The following is a 22,003-nucleotide window of genomic DNA, read 5'->3' as shown; positions in this document are numbered from 1 at the left end:
CGGCGGATCTCGACGATGTCTAGCCAGTATGCCGCTGGAGGCCAGCGGATCCGGGGGCTGAATGGCGTCAAGCAGGCGAATGCCCCCGGCAAGCGGACGGTCACTCGCTACTGGTTGGCGTTGACAGATGCTGCTGGTTTCGAGTCCGCCGCGACGACCCGGAGGCGGGCATGAGCACCGTGCATGCGTACGGGATCGTGCGCAGCGACTTGTCCGGGGATGAGACCGAGCTGGATGCCGCGCGGGTTCGAGACCTATCGGCGCGGCATGGATTCGATCTGTGCGCTGTGCGGATTGAGAATGGTGATGCCGATTTCGGGTTGTTGCTGGCGACCTTGGCGCCTTCGCACGTCACGGCGCTGATCGTGCCAACGGTCGCGCATTTGATTGGGTGGCTGGATGCGGTGCGGCAGGACGCAAGTGTGTGGACCGTGAGGCCGGCGGGCTGCTGGCCGCGGCTGGACGCGCCGGGCACGGTCTCGGAGTTCGTTCGGGCGAGGTCGGCATGATTGCCGTGGGCAGGCGGGGACAGCCGCTAAAGGATTCGCAGACTGATGGTCAGAAACAGCGGTCGACCGGTTCAGAGTTCGAGCTCGAGTGCAGCGCAACGGAATCCGGTGTCGTCGTCGCACATGAGGTGATGGGCGTCGTTGAATGCGGCTGGTCTGGCGGCTTCGAGCAGGCTGCTGAAGGACGAGCCTTTGAGCTCGAACCGGCCTGGGGCCGATGCCGTCGCGAGCCATTCCCAGACGTTGCCGCACAGGTCGAACACGCCGTAGGGGCTGACCGAGGACTTGTAGCAGTCGACTGGGGTGGTTGTGCCGGGTTGGTCGAAGACTTTGCAGTTGCATTTGGCCGGGGTGACCTGATTGCCCCACGGCCAGGTAGCGCCGGAGGTGCCGCGGGCGGCTTTCTCCCACTGCTGCGCCGTCGGCAGTTCTTTGTGGGCCCAGCGGGCGTAGGCGGTGGCGTCGTCGTGGGTGACCCACACGACGGGGTGATCGGCGAGGTCGGCGGGTGGCCGGCCGTTGTCCCAGTGCCGTGGCGCTGCGTGTCCGGTGGCGGTGACGAACACTGCGTAGTCGGCGTTGGTGACCGGGTAGGTGTCGATGTGGAATCCAGCAAGCCAGACCGGCTGGTCCATCGGGCCGGACAGGAAGACGCCTTCGGGGATCCACGTCATGGAGCGGCCGTCGACGGGGTGGCGGATGCGGTCGGGCTGGATCAGCTGGTCGGTATCGGGGGAGTCGCCTATCGCGTCGGCGGGCACTTGGGCAAGGAATCGCGTCAGCTCGTCGGGATTGAGCCGGGACAGCGAGGTATCGAGAGCAGCCTGATTGGCCGGCCGCGGCGTGATGGCGGCTCGCTTGGCTTCCCAATTGGAGACCTGACGTTCGGTGACGCCGAGGTGGGCGGCGAATTCGTTCAACGACATTCGCCGGGCGTCGCGCAGCGCGGCTACTTCAGCTCCCGTCCACGGCCGAACCAGGCTTTTCATCGACAGCGTCGCCCTTTCTCGTTCTGGTGGCGTCCGAGCCTACTGGGAGCCGGGGGCGGCGTTGTGTTAGATCCGCTGCGGCGGAATGGATTTGTAAGCTTCCTGGAGGATCGTCACTACTTGGTGCTCGGGCCATTTCGTGTCGTCGACGCAGGACACGGCGCGTACGCCGGTCGCGGCGTTGGTGGCGACGACGGCGGCGTAGTCGCCGAGCCGGGTGAGAGTAATGCGCTCGGTCGCCACCTCTTCGTCGAGAACCTGGTTGAGCAGCCGCATGGTGGTGCCTGGGAGGACTTCGGCGCGCGGCCAGACGAGGCGGCCTTCACCGGTGATGAATCCGATGTTGCTGGTGGCGATTTCGCTGATCGAGCCGTCACCGGAGGTGAACACGACGTCATCGAAGCCCTGGCGCTGCGCGGCTGCGCGTTGGTGCAGGGCACCGAACAGACCAATGTGCTTGACCCTCGGCAGATCTCGCGAGTACACGACCGATTGCAGCCGCAGCGGGGCCGCCGGCCCGGCCGGTGCGTGCCGCGTCGAGACCAGCACGTGCGGCTCCGCGGGGGCGCCGGGCTTGGACAGCTCAATGGCCGGATCGTAGATGGTCACTCGGACTACTACCGGCCCGTCGGTGTCGCGGATGGCGTGCCGCACATAGCTGCGGACACGATGGGGATCGAGCTCGGCGTTGAAAACGGTGCGGCTGTCGCGGATCAGTCGATCGAGATGCATTTCGAGTCCACGAACCGCGCCGCCTTCCTCGACTCGCATCGAGGTGAAGTGGCCGAGTCCGACCAGCGCCAGCGGTGCCAGAGCCTCGACGGTGACCGGCACGCCGTTGAGTTCCATCATGGCGCCAGTGTCCCACCAGCTACCAGGTGCCCAGCAAGCGCCCGGGCGCGGAATTCGGTGAAAATTCAGTGCAGTTCAGCGGTAGTGCAGTTCCGGCTCACACCGGTTGTGCCAATGCTGAAGTGCATGGAGATCGCGGAGCGTGACGCCCGGGAGGCGATATGACCACCCGCGCGCTCGTCAGTGATGACCTCCTCCCGGATTGGCGCCAGCTGTGGGCGGCGGTACGTGGTGATCACGAGCCGGGCACGCATCCGGTGACCGCCCTCGCATCCGACTTGGCGCGAACGCACCGGAACGCGCTCGGGAGGGACAGCTCACTTGTCGCTCGCCGCCGTCTGGAGTCGATCCGGGCGATAGATGCGTGGGCGGCGCAGCACCTTCGCGCCACTGACCAGCGGGTATCTATCGGCGCCTACCTCGACAAGCTGGCCGCGGCCGCGGTCGCCGCCGATGACGCGGTTCGACGCGAAGGCGCGACGGGCGATGCGCTGCACGAGGTCTTCACCGAAGCGGCCCGGTTGGCGGCCGGCTGGGCAGAGATCGTCGATAGTGCGGCGCCACGTACCTACCGGGCGGGTGCTGGATGACCAACGACACCCGCGCGAATCCTTGCGAGAGGCTCAGACGGTCACCGGCTTGCGAAGGCGCCCCTGCTTTTCACATCGATTGTGCTTCTTTCCTTTTCATGAATTCGTTGATGGAGGTTTCGTGACAACAGCAACTGTGCCGCCGCGGCTCGATGTCGGCGGGGACCCTCACCCGCAGCCGAGTGCGGGTAGGACGCTGGAGACCGGTGAGTCATTCGCGGAGTGCAAGCGCCTATACGAGCAGTTGTACGGCCCGGCCCATCTCGACACCACCTATAAAGCGATCACGGTTCGCGCGCACCGCTTCGTGGCGCTGATGGTGAGCGGCGAGACCGCAGACGCTGTGGCCGAATCATTGCCGCAGCGGCCGTTGCCGATCTTCGAGCTACGCGAGGGAGTGCGGGTCGTGATGACTGCTCCTCCGGCGCCGGATGACGACCTGCGCAGGTGTAAGGCCATCCTGTACGACGCTGGGGTAGCGATTGCCGGGCGCGGGGCGGAGTTGGCATTGCCGACGCCGGGCAACGAGTCCCGCACCTGGCTGGCCGGCCTGCCGGTGGATTCCTGGTTGCCGTCCTACCGCCAGGTCGTCGACACGATCGGCGCGAAGACTGGCCGCATCCAGTTACCGGCGGCTTAGCAGTGCGCCGCCCTGCATCGGGCAGCGGCGACGGTATCGACTCGAACATTTCAACCAGGGCGTGGCGGTACCCGTCTCCTGCGCCATCCCGCCTCACTGCGCGCTGAACGATCCCACGGCCATATCGGCTGCCGCGCGCAGATTCGTTTTCCCTCAACATGTTTGGAGTATTTCTGTGTCCACACCACCCGGTTCCGGCCGGTGCCCGATCGAGCACGGCCCGCCACCGAGGAACGCTTCGCCTTTTCCGATCACGGGGCAGCAGTTCGCCGCAGACCCGCACGCGGTGTTCCGGGACATGCGGTCGCGGCACCACTCGCATCTGGTCCCGGTCGATATAGGGGGCCCGGCGACACTGGTGATCGACTACCGGCTCGGGCTGGAAATCCTCAACGATGAGGATCGCTATCCCACCGAACCGGTGGCGGGGTCGCTGCCGCCGGCCTCCCTCGGGTCGCGCCGCGACGCTCTGCATACCCGTGGTGATGATCGTCGACGGCTTCGCCGTGCGATATCGGACAGTCTTGCCCGGGTCGACACGTTGGCGGTGGAAAGGACGGTTGCCCGCGCTGCGGTGGGGCTCGTCAACAGCTTCTGCGAGGCCGGTGAGACGGATATCGTAGCCTGTTTCGCCATTCCTCTCGTGGCCGAGGCATTGCATGGTGTGTTCGGGATCGCCCCGGAGGTCGGCGGGAAGATCATCGACGCGCTGCTGATGATGCAGTCCGCTGATCCGGCTTCCGCTGTCCGGGGCCGGTCGATGCTGCGTGAAGTGGTAGTCGACACGGTGCTGACCAAGCGCACGTACCGGGGTGCCGATGTTGCCTCGTGGCTGATGGAGCATCCGGCCGGGTTGTCGGACGAAGAGATCGTCGAGCAGCTGCTGTTGTTGTGCGAGTTCATCGCGCCGACGTGGGCGTTGATCAGCAATGCCGTGCTGCTGGTGATGACCGACAAACGATTCGGGGGCGATGTCCTGGGCGGAGCATTGTCGGGTCAAGACGCCATCGACGAAGTGTTGCACAAGAATCCGCCGATCGCGGTCGCGGCGCCACGGTTTCCGCGGCAGATGCAGGTCCTCGATAACATCGGGACGCTGCCGGAAAATCGGCCGCTTCTGGTCGGGTTGGCGGCCTGCAACGCTGATCCCGCGGTGATGGGCGAGGACCGCAGAGGCAACCGCGCGCACCTGGCGTTCGGCGCCGGGGCGCACATGTGCCCGGCCGAACCCGTCGCGACGTTGATCGCGCGCTCGGCGTTGGACCAGCTGCTGGATGCACTACCGGATCTCGAGCTGGCCGTGTCCGCCAACGACCTTGTGTGGGTAGATGACCCGTTCAGCCTGGCTCTGGTCTCGCTTCCCGTGCGGTTTCCGCCCGCAACCCCCTTCCCGCTTGCGTAGAGAGCGTTGATGATGCAGCAACAACCCGCGGTCGTCGGGACCGCGACCATCCCGATCGAGCAGGTCGGCCCGCGAATCAGTTTGCACTCACCGGAATTCGCCGGCAATCCCCACGAAACCTACCGCGATATGCGAGACAACTGCGGGCCTCTGGTGCCGGTGCTACTCGCGCCCGGGGTACCGGCAACGCTGGTGATCAGCTGGCACACCGCCAGGCAGATCCTCGGCGACGACGGTCGCTTCCCCGCGGACCCGCGCGCGTGGCAGGACGGGGTGGCCGACGACTGCCCGATCAAACCGATGATGCTGTGGCGGCCCAACGTGCTGCACGCGGTCGGCGCCACCCATTCCCGCCTGCGCGAAGCGGTCAACGCCGCCTTGGCCGGTGTCGATCCGCACGCGGTGCGCAAAGAAGTGATCTGGAGATCGGAAGAGCTGATCAACGGGTTCTGCCAACGCGGGCACACAGATGTCCTCGACGAGTTCGCCCACCCACTGGTGTTCGGGGTGTTCAACACATTGGTCGGCTGCTCCGACGACACCGGAGCGCAAGTCGCCGACGCGATGGCGCGAATGTTCAACGCCACCGATGACACCGAGACCGTCGAACAGGACCTCGCGCAGGCGCTCGGGCAGGTCGTGCGGCGCAAACGGATCTTCCCCGGCGACGACATCACCACCCGCCTGCTGGCATTCCCCGCCGACCCGAGCGAGCACACTCCGCTGTCGGATGAAGAGACCATCCATCAGCTGGTCCTACTCTACGGGGCGGCTATCGAGCCGACGGTCAACCTGATCGCCAACTCGGTGCTGCACATGATCACCAATGACCGATTCACTGCCAGCACAACGACTGTCAGCTCCACGATCACCGACGCGATGACCGAGGTGTTGGCCTTCGACCCGCCGATGGCGAACTTCTGCATCACCTATCCGCCCCGCCCCACCGTCGTCGAAACCCAGCCCGACCGGCAGCGCATCTGGTTGCCGGCGAACGAGCCCGTCGTGATCAGCCTGGCTGCCTGCAACAACGATCCGCGCATACAGAAGGACCGGACGGCCAACGACTCGCACCTGGGATGGAGCACCGGGCCACACGCGTGTCCCCAGGATGCGCGAGACCTCGCGAAGCTCATCGCCCACACCGGCATCGAGAGGCTGCTCGACGCAGTTCCCGACCTCGTTCCGGTCAATCAGGCCCCGGTCTGGCGCCCCGGCCCCTTCCACCGGGCGTTGGCCGAGTTCCCTACCTCGTTCCTGCCAGCACCCCCGATGCAACCGACCAGCAGGAGGCCATCGTGACCGCCGAGCAATCCCTGACGGCCCGCCTCGACCCCGCGGGTGTCGGCATAACGCGCGAGACCGTCGACAAGTTCGTCGAAACTCTCACGTTGACCGCCCCGCAGGCGTGGACGTTGTGTGACATCCTTCCGCCCGCCGAACAGATGGATCACCAGTGGTGGGACAACGCGCCCGCACAGCTGGCGGCCGTGATCCGCGCCAAGGCCCGCGAACCGCACCACAGGGAACGGTGGGGAGTCGACCACGACGACCTCGCCGAGATCTGCGAAAGCCTTCCTCCCGCAACAGCAGTCGCGCTCGTGGACGCCATCATCCGCGCCCGATCCATGCCCGCCGACTACGTCAAGGCGCTACGCGCAGTCGGCCTGCTGCATTGACCACGCGGACTGGATCGCACCGATCCGGCACCCGTTCGGCCACCGTTCATCCGCACCGACGAGCTATGAGGCGCCAGTAATTCGGCGACACCGCCCGGCCACCATACCGGGACGTGCGCCGGCAGCACCGCGAAGGGACTCGACATGACCACCACCGATCCCACTCCAACCACCCGCAACGCCGACACCGACGGCAGCCCCGTCGACCGACACCGACCCGCCACGGTCGCGCTGGGTGCGGCCCTGTTCGGCCCGGACCGCGCACGGCGTTCACTGGTGCGGGCGGCCGCGACCGCGATCGGCTACCGGCCCCAACCTGGCCTGACCTATTTGAAGAAGGCGGTACTCGGACCCGGGCAGCTGCGGGCGGCGATTGCCGGGGTCGGCGGATCTGCGGTCGCAGTCGCCGCTGATGACGAGCTGCGGGGACTGATGGCCGAGGAGCTTGCCGTGCTCGCCCCGCCAGGGCTCACACCACTGACCGGTCACCTGGACCTGGCGATCGGCGCGATCGCCGCCCTCGGCAACGGATCGGACTATCAACAGCGGATCCTGCGCGACCTCGACAGCAGTAAGGCACTCGGCCTCGCCGGCATCACCGAACTCGGAGGCACCAACGGCAACGACTGCCGCACCCTCGCGATCTGGGATCCCCACACCGAGGGCCTGTGGCTGCGCACCCCGGACTTGCTCGCGTGCAAGTTCAAACCCAACGGCAAATATCCCAGCCTCGGGCTGCCGACGGTCATGGTGGTCACCGCCCGGTTGATCGTCGACGGCCGCGACGAAGGCGTGCTGCCGATCCTGCTCCGGCTGCACGACGGCACCGACTTCGCATCTGGTGTGGATGCGGTGTTGCTGCCGGAAGGCATCTCGACCTTGCCGCACTACGCGTTCCGTTTCCGCGACTGCTGGGTGCCGAAACACGCTGTACTGGGCGGTGATTGGGCACGATTCACCGACGACGGACGGTTCGAATCCGACGTACCGGTGCCGCAGCGGTTCCACCGCGCGAGCATCCCGCTGGGCGCCGGGCGCCTCGATTTGGCCCGCGCCAAACTCGCCGCCGCCCGGGCCGCGGTCTCTGGGCTGCACAACTTCGCGACCCAGCGTGGCGGTCATCAGTTCGATCCGCCCCAGCCGGGGCGACGGATGATCGACCGAGACCCGGTGCGAGCCGATCTGGTCACGGCCGTCACCGCGCTCTACCCGGCGACGATCCTCGCCCGCCAGCTCGCCGGCATGCGATCTGCCGTCGGCGCCGCCGCGACCGAGACGATGGTGTGGGCGATGATCGCGAAGGCCTCGTGCACCGTCACCGCCTACGAGCAGCTGCTGATGTGTCGGCTCAACACCGCCGCCCACGGCGCCACCATCAACAGCCGGCTCGGCGAATGGCACGCCAACACCCTCGGCGCCATGATCGCCGAAGGCGTCATCCAAGCCATGCAGGTCAAAGCCGGCCACCAGCTGACGAAGACCCGGCCACTCCACCTGCCAGGAACTCCCGAACAGTTGCCCATCCTCACCCAGGCCCTTACCGAGCGAGAGCGGGTGATCGCGGCGGCGATCCGCGACGGCGATCTCACCGTCGCCGGGCCGGTGCTCGGGCCGGACTCGGCCGCCATCGCTTTGACCAGCGCGGCCGCCGAACGCGCGCTCGCTATCGCACCCCTGATCGCGGCCGCCGAAACCAGCGATCCCGACGCCCGGCACCTGTTGACCACCATCGCTGCCGCCTATGCCGCCGACCGCGTCTACACCCACCACGCCTGGTTCAGCACCCACCAGCATCGACTCCACACCCCGGTCCCCGACGCCGACGCTCTCGCCACTGAGGTGGTCGAGCGTCGCCGCACTCTGGCCCGGCGGCTCGCGGACCTGGTCGACGCTTTCGATGTCCCCGATCTTCCCGGGTCGCCCCTGTCGGGCCCCGACTACACAGCCCCGTGGCGCGATCTCAGCGGCTGGACCGAGGACAGCTACATCACCGCGGACGCGCCGCTGCCCAGCAATCGAATCGATTGAGACTCAGGAGATTCCATTGACGAACCTTCGCTCCTCGGCGCCGCCGACGACGCGGCTGCCCGTATGCATTTGCACCGATCTGGGCTATGACCCGGATGATTTGCTCGCGATGATCATCGCGGCCGCGGCGTTGCCGCTGCGGCTCGTCGTGACCTCCGACGAATTCGGTGGCGGCGAGCGCGCGCGGTTGGCGCGGTATCTGCTCAACCTGTGCGGGCGGACCGGCGTGGTTGTCGTGGCGGGGAAAGACATCGAGGGCGCGGAGGCCCGCTGGGTCTGTGACGGGCTGGTTCCCCCGGGCTTCCCGCCGGCATCGATGCCGATTACCGGATCGACGGTCGAGGCGGTGCGCACGGTGGTGGGCGAGGGCCACCGCGCGGCCTGGGTCGGGTTGGGCCCGGTGTCGAACCTGGCGTGGCTGTACCGGGGTGCCCCGGAGTTGGCGCGGCTGTTGGTGATCACGCTCCAGGGCGGCGGGCCGGCTCACCTGTATCGCGACCCGTCGCGCGCCAGCCACAACCCGCGAATGGATCCCGCGAGCGCACGTGCGATCTGGACCGCGCCGGACCTGGATCTGCGGTTGGTGACCTCGGGTGTCACCTTCACCGAGGACACCGAGATCACCCGCGACAGTGAGATCTACCGGCTGCTCGCGGCCGACAACTCGCCGAAGTGGGCGAAACTGGTTGCCGACGGTTACGACAGGTGGTTCGCGCGCAAGCGGCCGGGATCGAAAGCGGCGGATCCGATGACGGTCACCGCGGCGGCCGGGCTGCCATTCGTGAACTTCGATGCGGTCCGGGTTGCGATCGGCCCGGACGCGCGAATGCATCTGGACCCCAACGGAAATGCGGTGCGCATGTCTACATCCGCGGACTATGCGAGCTTCCGCAACTGGGTGACGATGGTCGTGCGGCACGCCCTCGAGTCCGGAATGGGCTACGAACCCTCGCTGATCGGGCGCCTGCCGAGCGCCCCTGGCCCGGCGACGGTAGCGGCAGCACCGATAGGCCGTCGGTCATGAGCGGCGGCGGGTTCCAGCGTGACTACTTGGCTGAGGCGTTGCTGCCGCATGTGTGGTCGAACCTGTATGTCTGCCGGACCGATCCGGGCGTGCTGAACCCCGAGAACGCCGAGCGCGGGCATCGGTTGCACTCGAACTGCTCCTCGGACTGCCGTATGCGTGCCCGCGTGGATCAGTGCCGCAGCCGGCTCGCCGAGCAGGGACCGGAGCAGACCGAATGAGCAGCCACCACGAGGCCGAGACGCGGCCTCCAGAGCGGATTTCCATTCACGACCCGAACCGGGCCCACTGCGGGCGGGTCCACGACTTCCTGCTGACCGGCGGAAAGGATTCCTACGAGGTGGACCGGTCAGTCGCCGAGCAGATCGTGCGCGAATGTGCTGGCTTCCAGCGGGCCGCCCGTGCTGCCCGGCTGTTTCTTGTACGCGCCGTGCACCATCTGGCGGCCGAGTGTGGAATCGGTCAGTTCGTCGAACTCGGCTCCGGCTATCCATGCCCGCCGAATCTGCACGAGGTCGCGCGCAGCACGGTGCCCACGACGCGCACCTTGTACCTGGACTCGGACGCGGTGATCGCCGCGCACGGTCGCGTGTTTCTGGCCGATGACCACAACGTGTTCGTCCATGCGGACGTGACCGACACCAGCACAGTCGTGCGGGAAGTCGCCGAGAACATGAATCTTGTTGCGCCCGTGGCGGTATGCCTCGGTTTCGTCGCGGAGTTCATCGCGGATCCGCGCGCTGTGGTCCAGGCGGTGTCGGCGGTGTTGCCGGCGGGGTCGTACGTGATTTTGAGCCATGTCACCAGCGACGTGGATGCCGAGGAGGTCACGCGGGCTGCGGAGATCTATCGGGAACACGGCATCGATTTTTGGCCACGTCCGCGTGAGGAGATCGAGGAGATTCTGTCGGGCTGTGAGCTGATCGAGCCCGGCTTGGTCGCGGCGCACGCGTGGCGACCGGATAAAGAAATCGACGCGGGTCATGCCGCTGTGCTCGGCTGGAATCCGGCCTCGACCGGTGAGATCTGCTTGGCGGCCGTGGGGAGGATCCCATGACGTGTCTTCATGTCCCGCGATCGGTACGCATCCAGCGTGAACAGCGGCGGGCCGACGAGGTGCCGGCGGCCGCAGGGGAGTTGCACAGACGGAAGCTCGAGGAGCGACATTGGACAGCCCGGACGTTCTGGTGGTCGATGGCGGCCACCTGACGGCGAAGTGGCCCTTCCTGGGTGATCGACTGCGGGAGGAGCTGGTCAGCCGGGATCTTACGGTGATGTGGGAAAGCCTGCTCGCGGGCAGATGTTTGCGTGAGGTCGCCGGGATCGCGGAGATTCCCGCGCTCGTGCTGCTCGACGTCGAACCCGGCGCAGAGGACATCGCCGCGATGCCGGAGCTGGCGGTGGTTGCGGGAGTGATTGGGCGTGGCCCGGTAGTGGCGTCGCAGCTGGCTGCCCGGGGCATTCCCTACGTCGACGGGTCGCGGGGTCACAGCTATTCGCGGGCAGAGATGGCGGTCGCGTTGACGCTGTCGAGTTTGCGCCAGATACCGGGCTGGCATGTCAAGGTCGCGGTGGAGGGACCGGCGGCGTGGCCGCGGCCCAGTTGGCAGTGCAGCGACCACCTCGGCTACGTGAACGGCACCTTGCGCGGCAAACACGTCGTCGTCGCGGGGCTGGACCCAGTGGGAACCCACGTCGCCCACCTGTGCTCCGCATTCGGGGCGGTGGTGTCGGCGGCCGATCCGGCTGCCGAAGACGTCGACTTCCTCGTCTGCGACGTGCAGCGAGTGGCTATCGATGAGACCCCCAGATTGCAGACATCCTCGTGGTGGCCGCTGGTGCGCCGGAGCTACGGGTGCCCGCGAGCGTGGTCAACCGCATGGCGCCAGGCGCACTGGTGGTCACCCTCGACAGCACCGGGATCGACCTGGCCGCGCTGCGCGCCCGCGTCCTGCGCAACGAGCTGGCATGGGCCACCGACGTATACGAGAACACACCTGTCACTCTGGACGATCCGATCCTCGGCCGCGACAACATGATCCACACACCCGGAATTGCCGGCCGGACCCGCGACGCCAACCATGAGGTCGCTGATGTTCTGGCGGAGAACGTGTTCCGTGTTCTACGCGGCGGCCAGCCGTGGCCGTGGGACAATTTCCGCCGTCCGGTCGGCCGCGGAACTGAACTCGACCGGAGCACGGTTCGATCAGGCGGGGTTGTGATGTAGGAATTCGCTGCGGAGTCGATCGATGAATTCTGGGTAGTTGCGCCCGTGGGTGGCGATGGCTGAGCGCACCGCTTCGAGCGCGGCCCTGATCGCGACGATGTCGTCGTTGACGGCTAACATGTAGGTTCTGGCGGCTTCGTACTGTGGCACGAAGTCGGTAGCTCCAGCGATCCCAGGTTCGATGGTCAGCGGTATGGCGGGGTCGGTTTGCAGGCGGTGGATTGCCAGCGAGTCGTTGGCGAAGTCCGGTGGTGGGGTGGTGCCGTCATCCATTGCGTCGAGCGCGGTGCGGAAGTCGTCGAACTCGATGAGGCCGCTGCGTTCGAACGCACGTCGTGCGCACCATCGCGCGAGTGCCCGCAAACGGTCATCGGACAGGGAATCGATTTCATCGACCAGATCGCGGTCGAGGTCCGCGATTATCGAGGCGGCGGTAGAGATCGTGAGGTCCTCAGCGATGCGTCCGCTGGGTCGGCGCCCGCCCCATCGGTTCCGCAGCGCGAAGACAGCCTGCGCTTCGGGGCTGTCGATGGTGAATTTGGTCAGGTTTCCGTCAGGGCCGGGGGCATAGAAGTGTTCGTAGTCGACCTGCGGGAGTTGTTTGGCCGGCGGCTCGTGAGCGGCGTCGGTCTTACGTAGCCGCGTGATCGAGCCTGTGGGTCGGGTGGTCGGGGTGATCAGGAGCAGATACTGTTCGGTGGGTTCGGTGGCGACGCCGTCGAAGTCGAGGTCTCGGCCTCGGGCGTGCGCGCGCACGCGGTAGCGCCCCGCGCGGATGGGGGCGTACCCCTCGGCGACGACACCATCGACGCTGAGCACTTGTAGGTCCTCAGGGGACTCGATGACGGTTTCTTCGACAGTTTCCCATTCGTCCAGCGCCGTGGTTGTCCCGTTGGTGTCGACCGTAAGGGTGGCCGTGCCGTAGGCGATTCCGGTCACGATGGTGACGAAGCCGGGGCCCGTCCAGATCAGGGTTCCTTCTGCGGTGACAGCGGTGGTGTCGGTGCCGCTGCCGGCGAGCAGAAATTGATGGGCGCTGACCTGGACGGTCCCGGTCTCGGTCATTCAGTCACTCCTTGGGTCAGGATCCCTTGACGTAGAAGGTATCGCCGTCGAGTACGCGGTTTTTCACATAGAACCATCCCGTGATGCCGCCGCCGCGCATGTTGTCGCGCCCCGGCATCATGCACATGCTGATCCCCTCCGCGTTCCAGAAGGTCACCGGCACCGGCAGTGTGACAACCCAGCTGCTGGGCATTCCTGTCGCACAGGCGCCCTGATAGGTCCTGGCCGGGCCGTTAGCACCTCCGCCCTGGTTGGTGGACGCGAAGGGATATTCGTCGCACTGCTGGCCCGCCGGACGGGGGCGCGGTACCCGGTTGCAGGAGATGTTGCGGTTGTTCTGGATCTGGGCGTCGTTTGTGGTGCGGGTCAGTGGTGTGCCGTTCGGCGCTCCTGGCAGTCCGCTGGCCTGGGCGTAGCCGATGTGCCCGGCCAGCGCGGGCACGTTGCGGGTGGTCATGTCCAGGATCGGTTCCGCGCCGGCGACGATGCAGCCGGAGGTGTTGCGGTTGCCGATCTGGTCGCAGCGGATTACCGGTGAGACGCCTGCCTTGGTCGTGACCGGGTTCGTGTTGGAGCCCGGCAGCGAGATCGTGAATTCGGCGAATCCGTTGGTCCGCGAGATCGCCCCGATGCCGACGGGCGAGGACATGGTGTAGTCACGCTTGTAGAGGGTTTCGGTGACCGGGTGGGGCGGCTCGTTGTTGTTGAAATTGTGGCTGCAGCTGCCGTCGCTGGTGCAGTAGACCGACATCGCGTATTGCGCTGCGTCGAGTCCACCGGAGACGCCGGTGATGTGCAGGGCGGTGCGCACGTTCCAGGTTGTGGAGTTCCATGCGGTGGTGAGCTGGTTTTCCTGGACCACGGCCAATGTTCCCAGCGGCGCGCCGGTTTCACGGTCGAGCAGTGCCAGTTGCCCGTCGCGCCACATGCATTGGTATTTCCGGTCTCCGGCCCACTGCCGGTGCGGAAGGTCTTTGCAATACGGTTTGTCGAGCACACTGGTCCAACCGGCTTGCGGAGCCAGGCCCGGCGCCGGCTCGGGCCGGCACCAGCTGTAGCGAGGATTGTCTCCGGTGCCGGTGGGCAGGTCCTTGCACGCCGGCAGCTCACCGAACATCTCGTCTGTCGCGGGCTGACTCTGCGGCGCGAGGTCGGGCTGGGGCGCGTTCGTCCAGCCCGGGCCGGTGACCGCGACCCGGTCGTCGTCACCACAGCCGGGACAGTTACCGTCGTCGATGTAATCCTCTTGCCAGTCGATATCGTCGTCTTGCACCGCGGTGGTGGGCCAGCCGATGGTGCCGTACTGGAAGTCCTGGTCGAAGGCTTGCCCGCGCGGTCTTTGGTCCGACACCGGGTACCCGTAGGGGCCGGTTTCGTAGTTCGTCATCGCCCACTTGGTCAAGATCCCACCCGACACCGGATGCGCGCCGGTCGACGGAGACCAATAGATCATCCCGTGTTCGAACCGGTTGAACCGGCCGGCACCGTCCGGTGTCACCGTTTCATCGCTGGACGGGTAGCCCAGATAGCCTGTTTCCCAGCCGGTTTCGCCCCACTTGTCGCGGATCGCGCCCGCGACGTAGTAGGCGTCGTTGAGTTTCCAGTAGATGGTGCCGCCCTGGAAGTACTGCCGACGGCCGATGTTGTCGGGGTTGACCAGCTCATCGGAGGTCGGATAGCCGAGAACGCCTGCCTCCCAGCCGTTTCGCTGCCAGGCGGCGAAGAAATGGTTGACCACCGGATGCGCGCCGCCGGCCGGTGACCAGTAGATCGGGCCGTTCTGGAACGTCGAGCGTTTCCCGACACCGTCAGGATTGGTCAGCTCGTTCGACGTCGGCCACAACAAGAAACTGTTCGGGCCGCCCAGTTCGTTGTACTTGTCGCGGATCGCCCCACACACCTCATACGGCGCCGGCCAGTACACCTGGCACCCAGGCGTGACCAGCGGTTGCGGCCCGTTCGCGGCCGCCTCCATCGTTTCGGCTTTGTCGGCCTGTTCCTTGGTGAACCCGTCGGGCACCTTCTCCCGATCCGACCGCATCTTCCCGGGAACCACTGTGCGGTTGGGGTTCTCGGTCGGCTTCCACGCGCCCGCGGCCGGTGGGCGCGGTGGCGCCGGCGTCGACGGCGGTGGGCTCGTCGACGCGGTCGAACCCGAAGGCGGCGCGGTGCTGCTGGTGGGCGGTGGCGAAGATGTCGGGGGCGGATCCGCGAGCGCCACCCCGCTACCGCAGGTGATCGTCAACGCGGCCGTTACCGCAGCGACGAAGGAGCGCGCACACACCGCGCGGCGGCCGGCGGCGGGGTAGTGAAGACGTGGTCGAGCCATGACAACCTCCCTGATCTTCCCCAGCAACGTTGCCGCCGAGCCCATTACGCGCTCGCGACAACCACCACCGACCATATCGAACATACGTTTGATCCACCGGGAGGTCACTGGTCGCGTGTCCAAGACGTTGCACGTCCGTTATGTCCGAATGCTGGGGTTATTGGCGTTCACGCCCGCCCCGCTCGCGCGGGTCGCGCGACCGTTCGGCGCGGCCGGCGCGGGTGTGTCCCGCGTGCGGGCCCGGCCCTCCACGGACTTCGTCCCCCGGGACCGGATAGGACCGTGCCAGAAGATCGCTCACCTCCCGCGGCAGCCGCAACCGCGCTCGCTCGTAGGCTTCTCGTGCCTGACGTTCCCTCTGTTGAGCTGCCGCCCGATCGCTCTCCTCCCGCTCCCGCGCGCGGGCTTGCTCAGCCGTGGCGGACTGCTCCCGGGCCTGCTGCTGGCGTTCTTGCTCCTCCCGGGCCCGCTGTTGCCGCGCCTGTTCGGCCGCCGCAAGTTCCCGGGCCCGCCGGCGCTCCTGCTCTTCGCGCTCACGCTGCTTCTTCTTCTCGATCGCCTGCGCAGCCGCTGCCCTGGTGCGCTCGGCTTCTTTGAGGCGTTCCAACCTGCGCTTTCGCTCCTCCCGGGCACGCAGTTCGGCGCCGGAGAACAGTTCTCGCTGATGTCGCCGTTCGAGTTCCTGGCCGCGCTGGATCGCCTCGCGGGCCTCCTGTTCGGTGACGAACACGACGTCGAATTGGTCGCGGAAATCCCGCTCGAGCTTTTTCAGCTCCTTCTCGACACTGCGGCCGAAATTCACGCCCTCGACGCGCACCCAGGTGCCGCACCATCCTTGCTCCAGGAGTTCGCGGTCCTTCTTCAGCTGTTCGAGGGCGTCCTTCTCGGGCGTGCGGCCACTTTTGTACTCAGCGAAGTGTCGGTTGCGCTCGTCGTGCACACGCGCGGTGTCGAGACGGCGCCGACCGTGGAGCGTATTGACCTGGAATTCGGTGACCCAACCGTTCTCGCGTGTTTCCCCACGCTTGGCGGCCATGCCGAGGTGGAACCAGCGCCCCTTATCGATCCGGCTGCGGGCTCTTGCGGCCTCCCTGGCCCGACGCTGACGTTCTTCCTCGGCCCGCCGACGCTGCCGATCATCGCTTGCGCGCACCATCCCCCCTGTGCCGCAAGCTATTGCCCGAACACACGCTCGTCGCGCTCTTTGTCCGCCAACAGCGTGGCGATCGTCCGAGACACGGAGAAGAAGCCCTCGTTCGCGGCTTCCAGCAACTCGTCGACCAGATACACCGGCTTCTCGGCGAAGATCATCAGCCCGGCGGGACCGATGTCGTCGTAGAGTGGCGACCCGGCACCGGGAGCATTGAACAGGCTGGCGCCCAGCTGCGACACGAAGCATTGTCCGATGTAGGTCACGAACTGGTCAGCGATATCGAATTTCGTTGGGTCGGAGAGGGATTCCTCGTCTGGAAAGAACCACTCGAATGCCATATCCGAGATCCAGTCCATCATCTGGACGTCGTAGCGGCCGCAATCGGGCATCGGCACCCAGACATCGTCGTCGTTGCCCAGACCGCGATCGAGCCACCACGGGCGCTGCGGCACGCTGGGCAGTGTCCGGGTGAACAGGGCGTCCATCTTCGCGGCGATGGTGCTGTCGAGCACCCACTGCGACCATGCCGGGTCGTATTGAGCGGACTCGTCGAACTCCCAACCGAGCAGGTCACCGTCATCCGTATCCACCGTCGAGCCCTCCCATACGTCTCTGATCAGCGTGTTAATACCGATCCTAGGTTCTCGATCTTGGCCTGGGGTCGGTTCGGTCGCGAAGGCGCCGCGGTTCCGTTCTTGGCAGCGCGGTTTGCTCATCCTTGCCGGAGATGTTGTGCCGGGTCAGTGAGCGCACCTTCGCTGGGCCCGGAGCCGTTCTCGGCCCGCGATCTGCGGGCGCCCGTGGACCCGGGCGAGCATGTTGCGGATGCGGGCCTGCGTCCAGCGGTCGGCGACCTCGGAATGTGGTTGCGGCGTGGTCATGTCCGGTACGACGTGGCCGCAGCAGGCCTGGTTGCGTGAGGCCGGCACATGCACCCCCGTCCATGGTGGCTGACCGACGTATGCGTCGGACACACGCGGCTGAAGGGGATGGCCGCTCGCTGCGAGACGGACAGCAAGAAGTATCGGCATCTACTCCTCACTGGTGGCTTAGGTCGTGGGGGTCTTGCCAGTAGCCGGGATCGCGTCCGTAGTTGGGTGTTCGGTAGGCCTTGTCCCATGGTTGGGTGAGTAGTTCGCGCCAGGGGCGGACTTCCACGTAGAGCACACGCATGGCGTTGAGCGCGGCTTCGTGCAGGGCTGGGCCGTCGGTGGTGGTGGCGTCTTCGGCGACGGCGACGTTGAAGTTGTGTTCCAGCGCTGCGCGGCATGTCGCTTCGACACACACGTTGGTTTGCAGTCCCGCGATCAGTACTCGTTGCACAGCAAGGGTTCTCAGCACGGGCGCGAGCTCGGTGTAGGCGAAGAAGCTGTGCCTGGTCTTGTCCAGCACGATATCGCCCTCGACCGGAGCGAGGTCGTCCATGATCTGACGACTCCACTGCTGTTCGGACTCGGAGACCTCGGGAAGCAGGTGCGCGCGTGACTGCATGTGGCGCCGTGCTCGGGGGTTTGCGGCCAACTCGCCTGCTGGGCTGAGCGTTTGGCGGGAGTAGATGACGGGAAGTCCTGCTGCACGTGCGGCGGCCAGAAGCTCGGCGCATTCGGCAACGACCTCGTGGAGTCGCCAGATCGGTGGCCACCCGAGTGCATCCCGCACCTTCTGTGTGAGGTACCCATTCTGCATGTCGATCATCAACACCGCGGTGTCCGCCATCATCGCTCCCCAAGTGCTGGCATGAAAGACATTGTGGCGCAGCGAAACTTCGACCGCGTCCGTTCGCGGAAAATGAGCCAAAGGCTAGCGCCGCTCCGCGAAACGTTGTCTTTCGGAGTCGCAGTCGTTGATACGGTCCAGGTCGAGCCCAGCCAGAGCGATCGCGCGATGTGGCCCGAATGCATCCTTCGCCGTGGAGGTTTCGATATCGGGTGGCGTGGGGGCGAGCGGGCTCGGGCGCACGCTTTCTTCGGATACGGTCGCCGCAGGGATGGACACACTCGAGCCGCTTCCGGTCTCCTGCGGTGACACCAGTCGGCGGTGGTGTTCAGGTGAGATGGGCGCGTATTTCGGCCATGACGCAGGTCATGACTTTTTCACCGTCGACAGTGGTCGCGACGAGTGCGTTCGGGTCGGCTTTGCGGGGGACCCGGAACTCGCAGACGGTTGCGCCGCGGCTGACGGTGCGGGCGAGTTCGACGTCGACCCGGGCGGGGGCGAGATCGAACAGGTCGGGCCACAGCAGGAACGCGGCGGCCGCGGGATCGTGCAACGCCGCGGGCCGGGGTGTGGTCGCGTCGGACATACGCAGGTAGAAGCCGACGTGGTCGGCGACGATGGCGGCGCGTTCGGTGCCGATGGCCCGCAGCTGTAGCTCGTGGTCGCCAGTGATGAGGACTTGGCGGGTGAGATTGAGGCCGACCATGCGCAGCGCGACGCCGGAGCGCAGCACGGTGTCGAGCGCTTCGGGGTCGGCGTAGGCGTTGAATTCCGCTGCGGCGGTGTGGTTGCCGCTGGTCGTCGAACCGCCCATCCACACCACCGAATCGAGGGCGTCGACCAGTTCCGGGTGGAGCAGCAGCACCACAGCGATGTTGGTCAACGGCCCGGTCGCCAGGATCGTGATCGACCTCGGCGCGGCCGCGCCCAGCGTGGCTGTCAAGGCGTGGATCGCGTCAACGGATTCGGCGGTGCGCGCAGCGGTAGGGAAGCAGCGGCCCAGGGTGCCCATGGCGCCGGCGCCGAGGAGCCGTTCGATGGTCTGCGGTTCCTGGGCCAGTGGTTTGGCGGCCCCGCGGTAGATCGGTGTGTCCAATCCGCAGAACTCGGCCACGGCCAGCGTGTTGGCGGTGGTGTTGTCCAGGCTCGTGTTGCCCACCACAGTCGAGATCCCTACGAGTTCGATCTGCGGTGCCGCCGCGAGCACCATCAACGCGAGGGCATCGTCGAACCCGCTGTCACAGTCCATCCACACCGAACGCACGCATTCCCCTCTCTCACGCACCGCAGCAGATGGCAGACACATCCCTTATCCACAACCGCGTCCCGGGACACGAGGGACCAGCGCGCGCTGGGCAACCCTATCGGGATCGCATCCCGGCCGGCACCCAATTTCGGTGGGGCCGAAGGGACGCCGAGACGGAGGAGGTGGCCTCGCCGAGGCCATACTCGGTGCTGATTAGAGTGTGGTTCGTGGCAGGGGAGGATGGTGCGGAGACTCTGCTGATTTGGGCGCCCATCCGGCGCATCCTCCCCGTCATCGCTCGATTCTGACTGAAAGACAGCCGCCGCAACCAGGTTCACCCGCCAGCCGCTGCTACCGCCCTTATCGGAGTTCAGCGCGTCCGGTACTCCGACCTACCGTGGGCGATATCGGAATCAGAATCTGAGATCTCCGGACTTGCCGGTTCCAGTGCACCTCGCCGGCCGACCTCGGCGGTCTCGAATCCAAGGAAGCGGAACGCTCTGCAACTATGTGGCACGCTTCATACGATTTACGATGTTGCTGCTCAAGCGGCCTTTTTCACGGCTTCATGCATAGGCTGATAATTCCGAGAGCGCGTTGCATGGAGGGTCACTCCTTGTCGATCATCGAACGCATGCAAACCCTCGATCTGGTCACCGCAGCTGCCGCCGTCTTTCTCACTCAACTACCGGCCGCGATCGGCGTGGCGGTGGCGATCCTGCACCCGGATGCATCCCGGCGTGCCGATGCCCGCCTGGCGCTGAGGGCGCTGCGATCACTCCGTGGGGTGCGTCGGTGAAGCCGAAGATAGGTGGTCTCGCGGGGATATCTGATACGCCGCCGACGCCACCGCAAACTACTCGAAATCGTGGCGAAGGCGGGCGCCGTCGAAGTAGTCGAGCTCATCCGGATGATACGTGTGCCCTACGGGAGCGCCCGGGATCGCTACCGCATCGAAGCCTACATCCAGGATATGCAGAAGCACGGACCGATCTGGATTCACCGCGATCGGTATGGCCACCTCATCGCGAGTGCGACCCTCCGTGGACGCAATGCATTGCAGCGGCTTAAAAGTTTCGAACGGAACCTGCCTTCGAAGGACGTGCCTACGCCCTTGCCGCCGAATAGACAGGCGTGACCTCCGGGACCCTTCGCTTATCGGAGGTCAGAAATTCGGCCCGGAACGGCGGGAAATTCGCGTCAGGAATTCCTGACGCCAGGTTGGATGTAAGGAATTCCTGACAAGAAGGGGTGTGGGTTATGGGCAGACAGACCGACGACCGACACGAGGGCTCCATTGCGCAGGTATTTGCGGACGGAATTCGCGGTGGCGCCTGGTCGGGCGGGAGACCGGTAGCGACTATGGCCGCCGACGGGACGCACCTGGGCGCGGGGGACTGGCAATACCGGACCGACGCGGAAGTTGTTGCGTGGCAGGTGATCTGCACCGACCTGACGAGCTCCCACACTCGTGAATGCTGGCGTGGCCCGGTATGGACCCGGCTAGCGACCGCCGCCGAGCACGATCCCGGCCGACGCCGGATCTACAGCGCCGACGCCCTGCTTCCGGAGGATCTGGAAGAGCTGCTCATGGCCGACTGGGACCGGCACATCGCGCCGTCGCGGGGTTGCTACGACATCGAAAGCGCGGCCGAGGCTGTCGCGGCAGCGCAGCAGGACCTCACCGACGCTGTCCGGGTGGCGCGTGAGCAGGGCGCGTCGTGGGAGGAGATCGGCCGGGCCGCCGGGATGACTCGCCAATCCGCCCACGAACGCTGGGCCAAAGTCGTGGCTGGCTGACCGCAGCTGCGATCGCGCATTCCGAACGGGGGCGGGCCCGGCCAGGCAGCCGGGCCGGCCCCCGTCATCTACTCCTCGTCGGCGTCGTTGCGGTCAGCTGCGGCGGCCGCGCGGTCGTCGAATCCCGATTGTGCTGTGGGACTGTCGGGGTCGCGTTCGGCCGCGGCCGCGATCCGGTCCGCCGACTCTCGATCCATCGGTTCCTTGCCCATGAACTCCTCCTCGAAGGGGGTGGGCCACGCCCGTACAGCAGCGGCAGGATCTCACTCGCGTCAGAAGGCTGCCCAGGCGTGGCTGATCGACGACGGTCGCTTCACCACCTGGGTAGACCAGACACAGCGCGCACGGCGGATTCCGGCCGCTGCGATACCCGTTGCCGCCGGAAACAGCAACGGTCGACACACCTTGTACCGCTCGCTGATTCCGAGGCGCGCTGACCGTCGAGCACGCGCCTTGCCGCCGGGAGCTGCACGCAGGCGCGCGGCGGTCCCTTCCACCTGCGTCCCGGTGACACCCATGATCCACGGTCGAGGCGACCGAGTGTGGGACCTCCGTGGCCGCGCGTCCAGAGCAGTGGCCGGGCGCATCGGATCGCAGCCAAGGTTTCAAGACAGGCCTTCCCTTCTGAGACATGACCGGCCCGGCCAGTCCTACGCGCGGTTCGTGGCCTGGGAATCCTCGGCGTCCGTCAACGACCCCTACCTGTCTGCCCTGGTAACGCCCTAACGTAGCGGCGAGATGTTCCTACATGGCT

24 protein-coding genes are annotated in these 22,003 nt (G+C 66.4%); 15 read left to right on the top strand and 9 right to left on the bottom strand.

Annotated features, from left to right (window positions below):
• The first annotated feature begins 170 nt into the window (after positions 1-170).
• Complete coding sequence (locus ON37_RS27915) at positions 171-509, top strand: hypothetical protein (protein ID WP_040723722.1); 339 nt, start codon at positions 171-173, stop codon at positions 507-509.
• 71 nt (positions 510-580) lie between these two features.
• On the opposite strand, the gene ON37_RS27910 is transcribed toward ON37_RS27915, so the two are convergent.
• The gene (locus ON37_RS27910; protein ID WP_210741965.1) at positions 581-1,498 is read right to left on the bottom strand and encodes an SUMF1/EgtB/PvdO family nonheme iron enzyme; all 918 of its coding nucleotides are present in this window, start codon (positions 1,496-1,498) and stop codon (positions 581-583) included.
• A 66-nt stretch (positions 1,499-1,564) separates the two neighbouring features.
• Entirely contained in the window at positions 1,565-2,347 is a 783-nt protein-coding gene (locus ON37_RS27905) for an aminotransferase class IV family protein (protein WP_040723753.1), read from the bottom strand.
• A 164-nt stretch (positions 2,348-2,511) separates the two neighbouring features.
• Between ON37_RS27905 and ON37_RS27900 the strand changes: the two genes are divergently transcribed.
• The 10 genes from ON37_RS27900 (at position 2,512) to ON37_RS33255 (ending at position 11,752) form a co-directional block, all read left to right on the top strand.
• The gene (locus ON37_RS27900) at positions 2,512-2,940 is read left to right on the top strand and encodes a hypothetical protein (RefSeq protein WP_040723720.1); all 429 of its coding nucleotides are present in this window, start codon (positions 2,512-2,514) and stop codon (positions 2,938-2,940) included.
• Positions 2,941-3,061: 121 nt separating this feature from the next.
• A complete protein-coding gene (locus ON37_RS27895; RefSeq protein WP_157171638.1) occupies positions 3,062-3,580 on the top strand; it encodes a carbohydrate kinase family protein in 519 nt (172 codons plus the stop codon).
• Between the two features lie 175 nt (positions 3,581-3,755).
• The gene (locus tag ON37_RS27890; RefSeq protein WP_157171637.1) at positions 3,756-4,982 is read left to right on the top strand and encodes a cytochrome P450 family protein; all 1,227 of its coding nucleotides are present in this window, start codon (positions 3,756-3,758) and stop codon (positions 4,980-4,982) included.
• Positions 4,983-4,991: 9 nt separating this feature from the next.
• Positions 4,992-6,284 carry a cytochrome P450 family protein gene (locus ON37_RS27885; protein ID WP_306306517.1) on the top strand — a complete coding sequence of 431 codons (1,293 nt, stop codon included), beginning with the start codon at positions 4,992-4,994 and terminating at the stop codon, positions 6,282-6,284.
• On the top strand, positions 6,281-6,661 hold the full coding sequence (locus ON37_RS27880; RefSeq protein ID WP_040723718.1) for a hypothetical protein: 381 nt from the start codon (positions 6,281-6,283) through the stop codon (positions 6,659-6,661). Before ON37_RS27885 ends, ON37_RS27880 begins: the two co-directional genes overlap by 4 nt.
• A gap of 144 nt (positions 6,662-6,805) precedes the next feature.
• A complete protein-coding gene (locus ON37_RS33260; protein WP_040723717.1) occupies positions 6,806-8,689 on the top strand; it encodes an acyl-CoA dehydrogenase in 1,884 nt (627 codons plus the stop codon).
• Positions 8,690-8,705: 16 nt separating this feature from the next.
• Positions 8,706-9,713: a nucleoside hydrolase gene (locus ON37_RS27870; protein WP_051032202.1), complete on the top strand. Its 1,008-nt coding sequence runs from the start codon at positions 8,706-8,708 to the stop codon at positions 9,711-9,713.
• Entirely contained in the window at positions 9,710-9,934 is a 225-nt protein-coding gene (locus ON37_RS27865) for a hypothetical protein (RefSeq protein WP_040723716.1), read from the top strand. Before ON37_RS27870 ends, ON37_RS27865 begins: the two co-directional genes overlap by 4 nt.
• Positions 9,931-10,770, top strand: a complete 840-nt coding sequence (locus ON37_RS27860; RefSeq protein WP_051032201.1) for an SAM-dependent methyltransferase — start codon at positions 9,931-9,933, stop codon at positions 10,768-10,770. Before ON37_RS27865 ends, ON37_RS27860 begins: the two co-directional genes overlap by 4 nt.
• A gap of 109 nt (positions 10,771-10,879) precedes the next feature.
• Positions 10,880-11,752: a Rossmann-fold NAD(P)-binding domain-containing protein gene (locus ON37_RS33255; RefSeq protein ID WP_157171636.1), complete on the top strand. Its 873-nt coding sequence runs from the start codon at positions 10,880-10,882 to the stop codon at positions 11,750-11,752.
• A 167-nt stretch (positions 11,753-11,919) separates the two neighbouring features.
• Here the strand turns inward: ON37_RS33255 and ON37_RS27850 are convergent, their stop codons facing one another.
• Positions 11,920-13,005, bottom strand: coding sequence for a hypothetical protein (locus ON37_RS27850; RefSeq protein ID WP_040723713.1), 1,086 nt, complete (start codon positions 13,003-13,005; stop codon positions 11,920-11,922).
• Positions 13,006-13,021: 16 nt separating this feature from the next.
• On the bottom strand, positions 13,022-15,046 hold the full coding sequence (locus ON37_RS31280) for a NucA/NucB deoxyribonuclease domain-containing protein (RefSeq protein ID WP_245553542.1): 2,025 nt from the start codon (positions 15,044-15,046) through the stop codon (positions 13,022-13,024).
• A gap of 16 nt (positions 15,047-15,062) precedes the next feature.
• Here ON37_RS31280 and ON37_RS34375 point away from each other — a divergent pair, with 16 nt between their 5' ends.
• Positions 15,063-15,314: a hypothetical protein gene (locus tag ON37_RS34375; RefSeq protein ID WP_051032199.1), complete on the top strand. Its 252-nt coding sequence runs from the start codon at positions 15,063-15,065 to the stop codon at positions 15,312-15,314.
• A 177-nt stretch (positions 15,315-15,491) separates the two neighbouring features.
• Here the strand turns inward: ON37_RS34375 and ON37_RS31270 are convergent, their stop codons facing one another.
• Positions 15,492-16,490: a hypothetical protein gene (locus ON37_RS31270; RefSeq protein ID WP_169332994.1), complete on the bottom strand. Its 999-nt coding sequence runs from the start codon at positions 16,488-16,490 to the stop codon at positions 15,492-15,494.
• A 17-nt stretch (positions 16,491-16,507) separates the two neighbouring features.
• Positions 16,508-17,203 (bottom strand): hypothetical protein, encoded by a 696-nt coding sequence (locus ON37_RS27835; protein WP_157171635.1) that lies wholly within the window; start codon positions 17,201-17,203, stop codon positions 16,508-16,510.
• A 27-nt stretch (positions 17,204-17,230) separates the two neighbouring features.
• Between ON37_RS27835 and ON37_RS33250 the strand changes: the two genes are divergently transcribed.
• Entirely contained in the window at positions 17,231-17,407 is a 177-nt protein-coding gene (locus tag ON37_RS33250; RefSeq protein WP_157171634.1) for a hypothetical protein, read from the top strand.
• A gap of 118 nt (positions 17,408-17,525) precedes the next feature.
• Here the strand turns inward: ON37_RS33250 and ON37_RS27830 are convergent, their stop codons facing one another.
• Positions 17,526-18,206 carry a cysteine hydrolase family protein gene (locus ON37_RS27830; RefSeq protein ID WP_083893347.1) on the bottom strand — a complete coding sequence of 227 codons (681 nt, stop codon included), beginning with the start codon at positions 18,204-18,206 and terminating at the stop codon, positions 17,526-17,528.
• A gap of 325 nt (positions 18,207-18,531) precedes the next feature.
• Positions 18,532-19,467: a nucleoside hydrolase gene (locus tag ON37_RS27825; RefSeq protein WP_157171633.1), complete on the bottom strand. Its 936-nt coding sequence runs from the start codon at positions 19,465-19,467 to the stop codon at positions 18,532-18,534.
• Between the two features lie 616 nt (positions 19,468-20,083).
• On the opposite strand from ON37_RS27825, the gene ON37_RS27815 reads away from it, so the two are divergent.
• Entirely contained in the window at positions 20,084-20,248 is a 165-nt protein-coding gene (locus ON37_RS27815; protein ID WP_157171632.1) for a hypothetical protein, read from the top strand.
• A gap of 563 nt (positions 20,249-20,811) precedes the next feature.
• Positions 20,812-21,249, top strand: a complete 438-nt coding sequence (locus tag ON37_RS27810; RefSeq protein ID WP_051032197.1) for a hypothetical protein — start codon at positions 20,812-20,814, stop codon at positions 21,247-21,249.
• 68 nt (positions 21,250-21,317) lie between these two features.
• On the opposite strand, the gene ON37_RS33245 is transcribed toward ON37_RS27810, so the two are convergent.
• Complete coding sequence (locus tag ON37_RS33245; protein ID WP_157171631.1) at positions 21,318-21,461, bottom strand: hypothetical protein; 144 nt, start codon at positions 21,459-21,461, stop codon at positions 21,318-21,320.
• Positions 21,462-22,003: the final 542 nt, after the last annotated feature.

This window comes from Nocardia veterana NBRC 100344 (genome assembly GCF_000308855.1).
GTDB lineage: Bacteria > Actinomycetota > Actinomycetes > Mycobacteriales > Mycobacteriaceae > Nocardia > Nocardia veterana.
The sequence above is the reverse complement of the archived record's forward strand: the minus strand, read 5'-3'. Positions and strand labels throughout refer to the sequence as shown.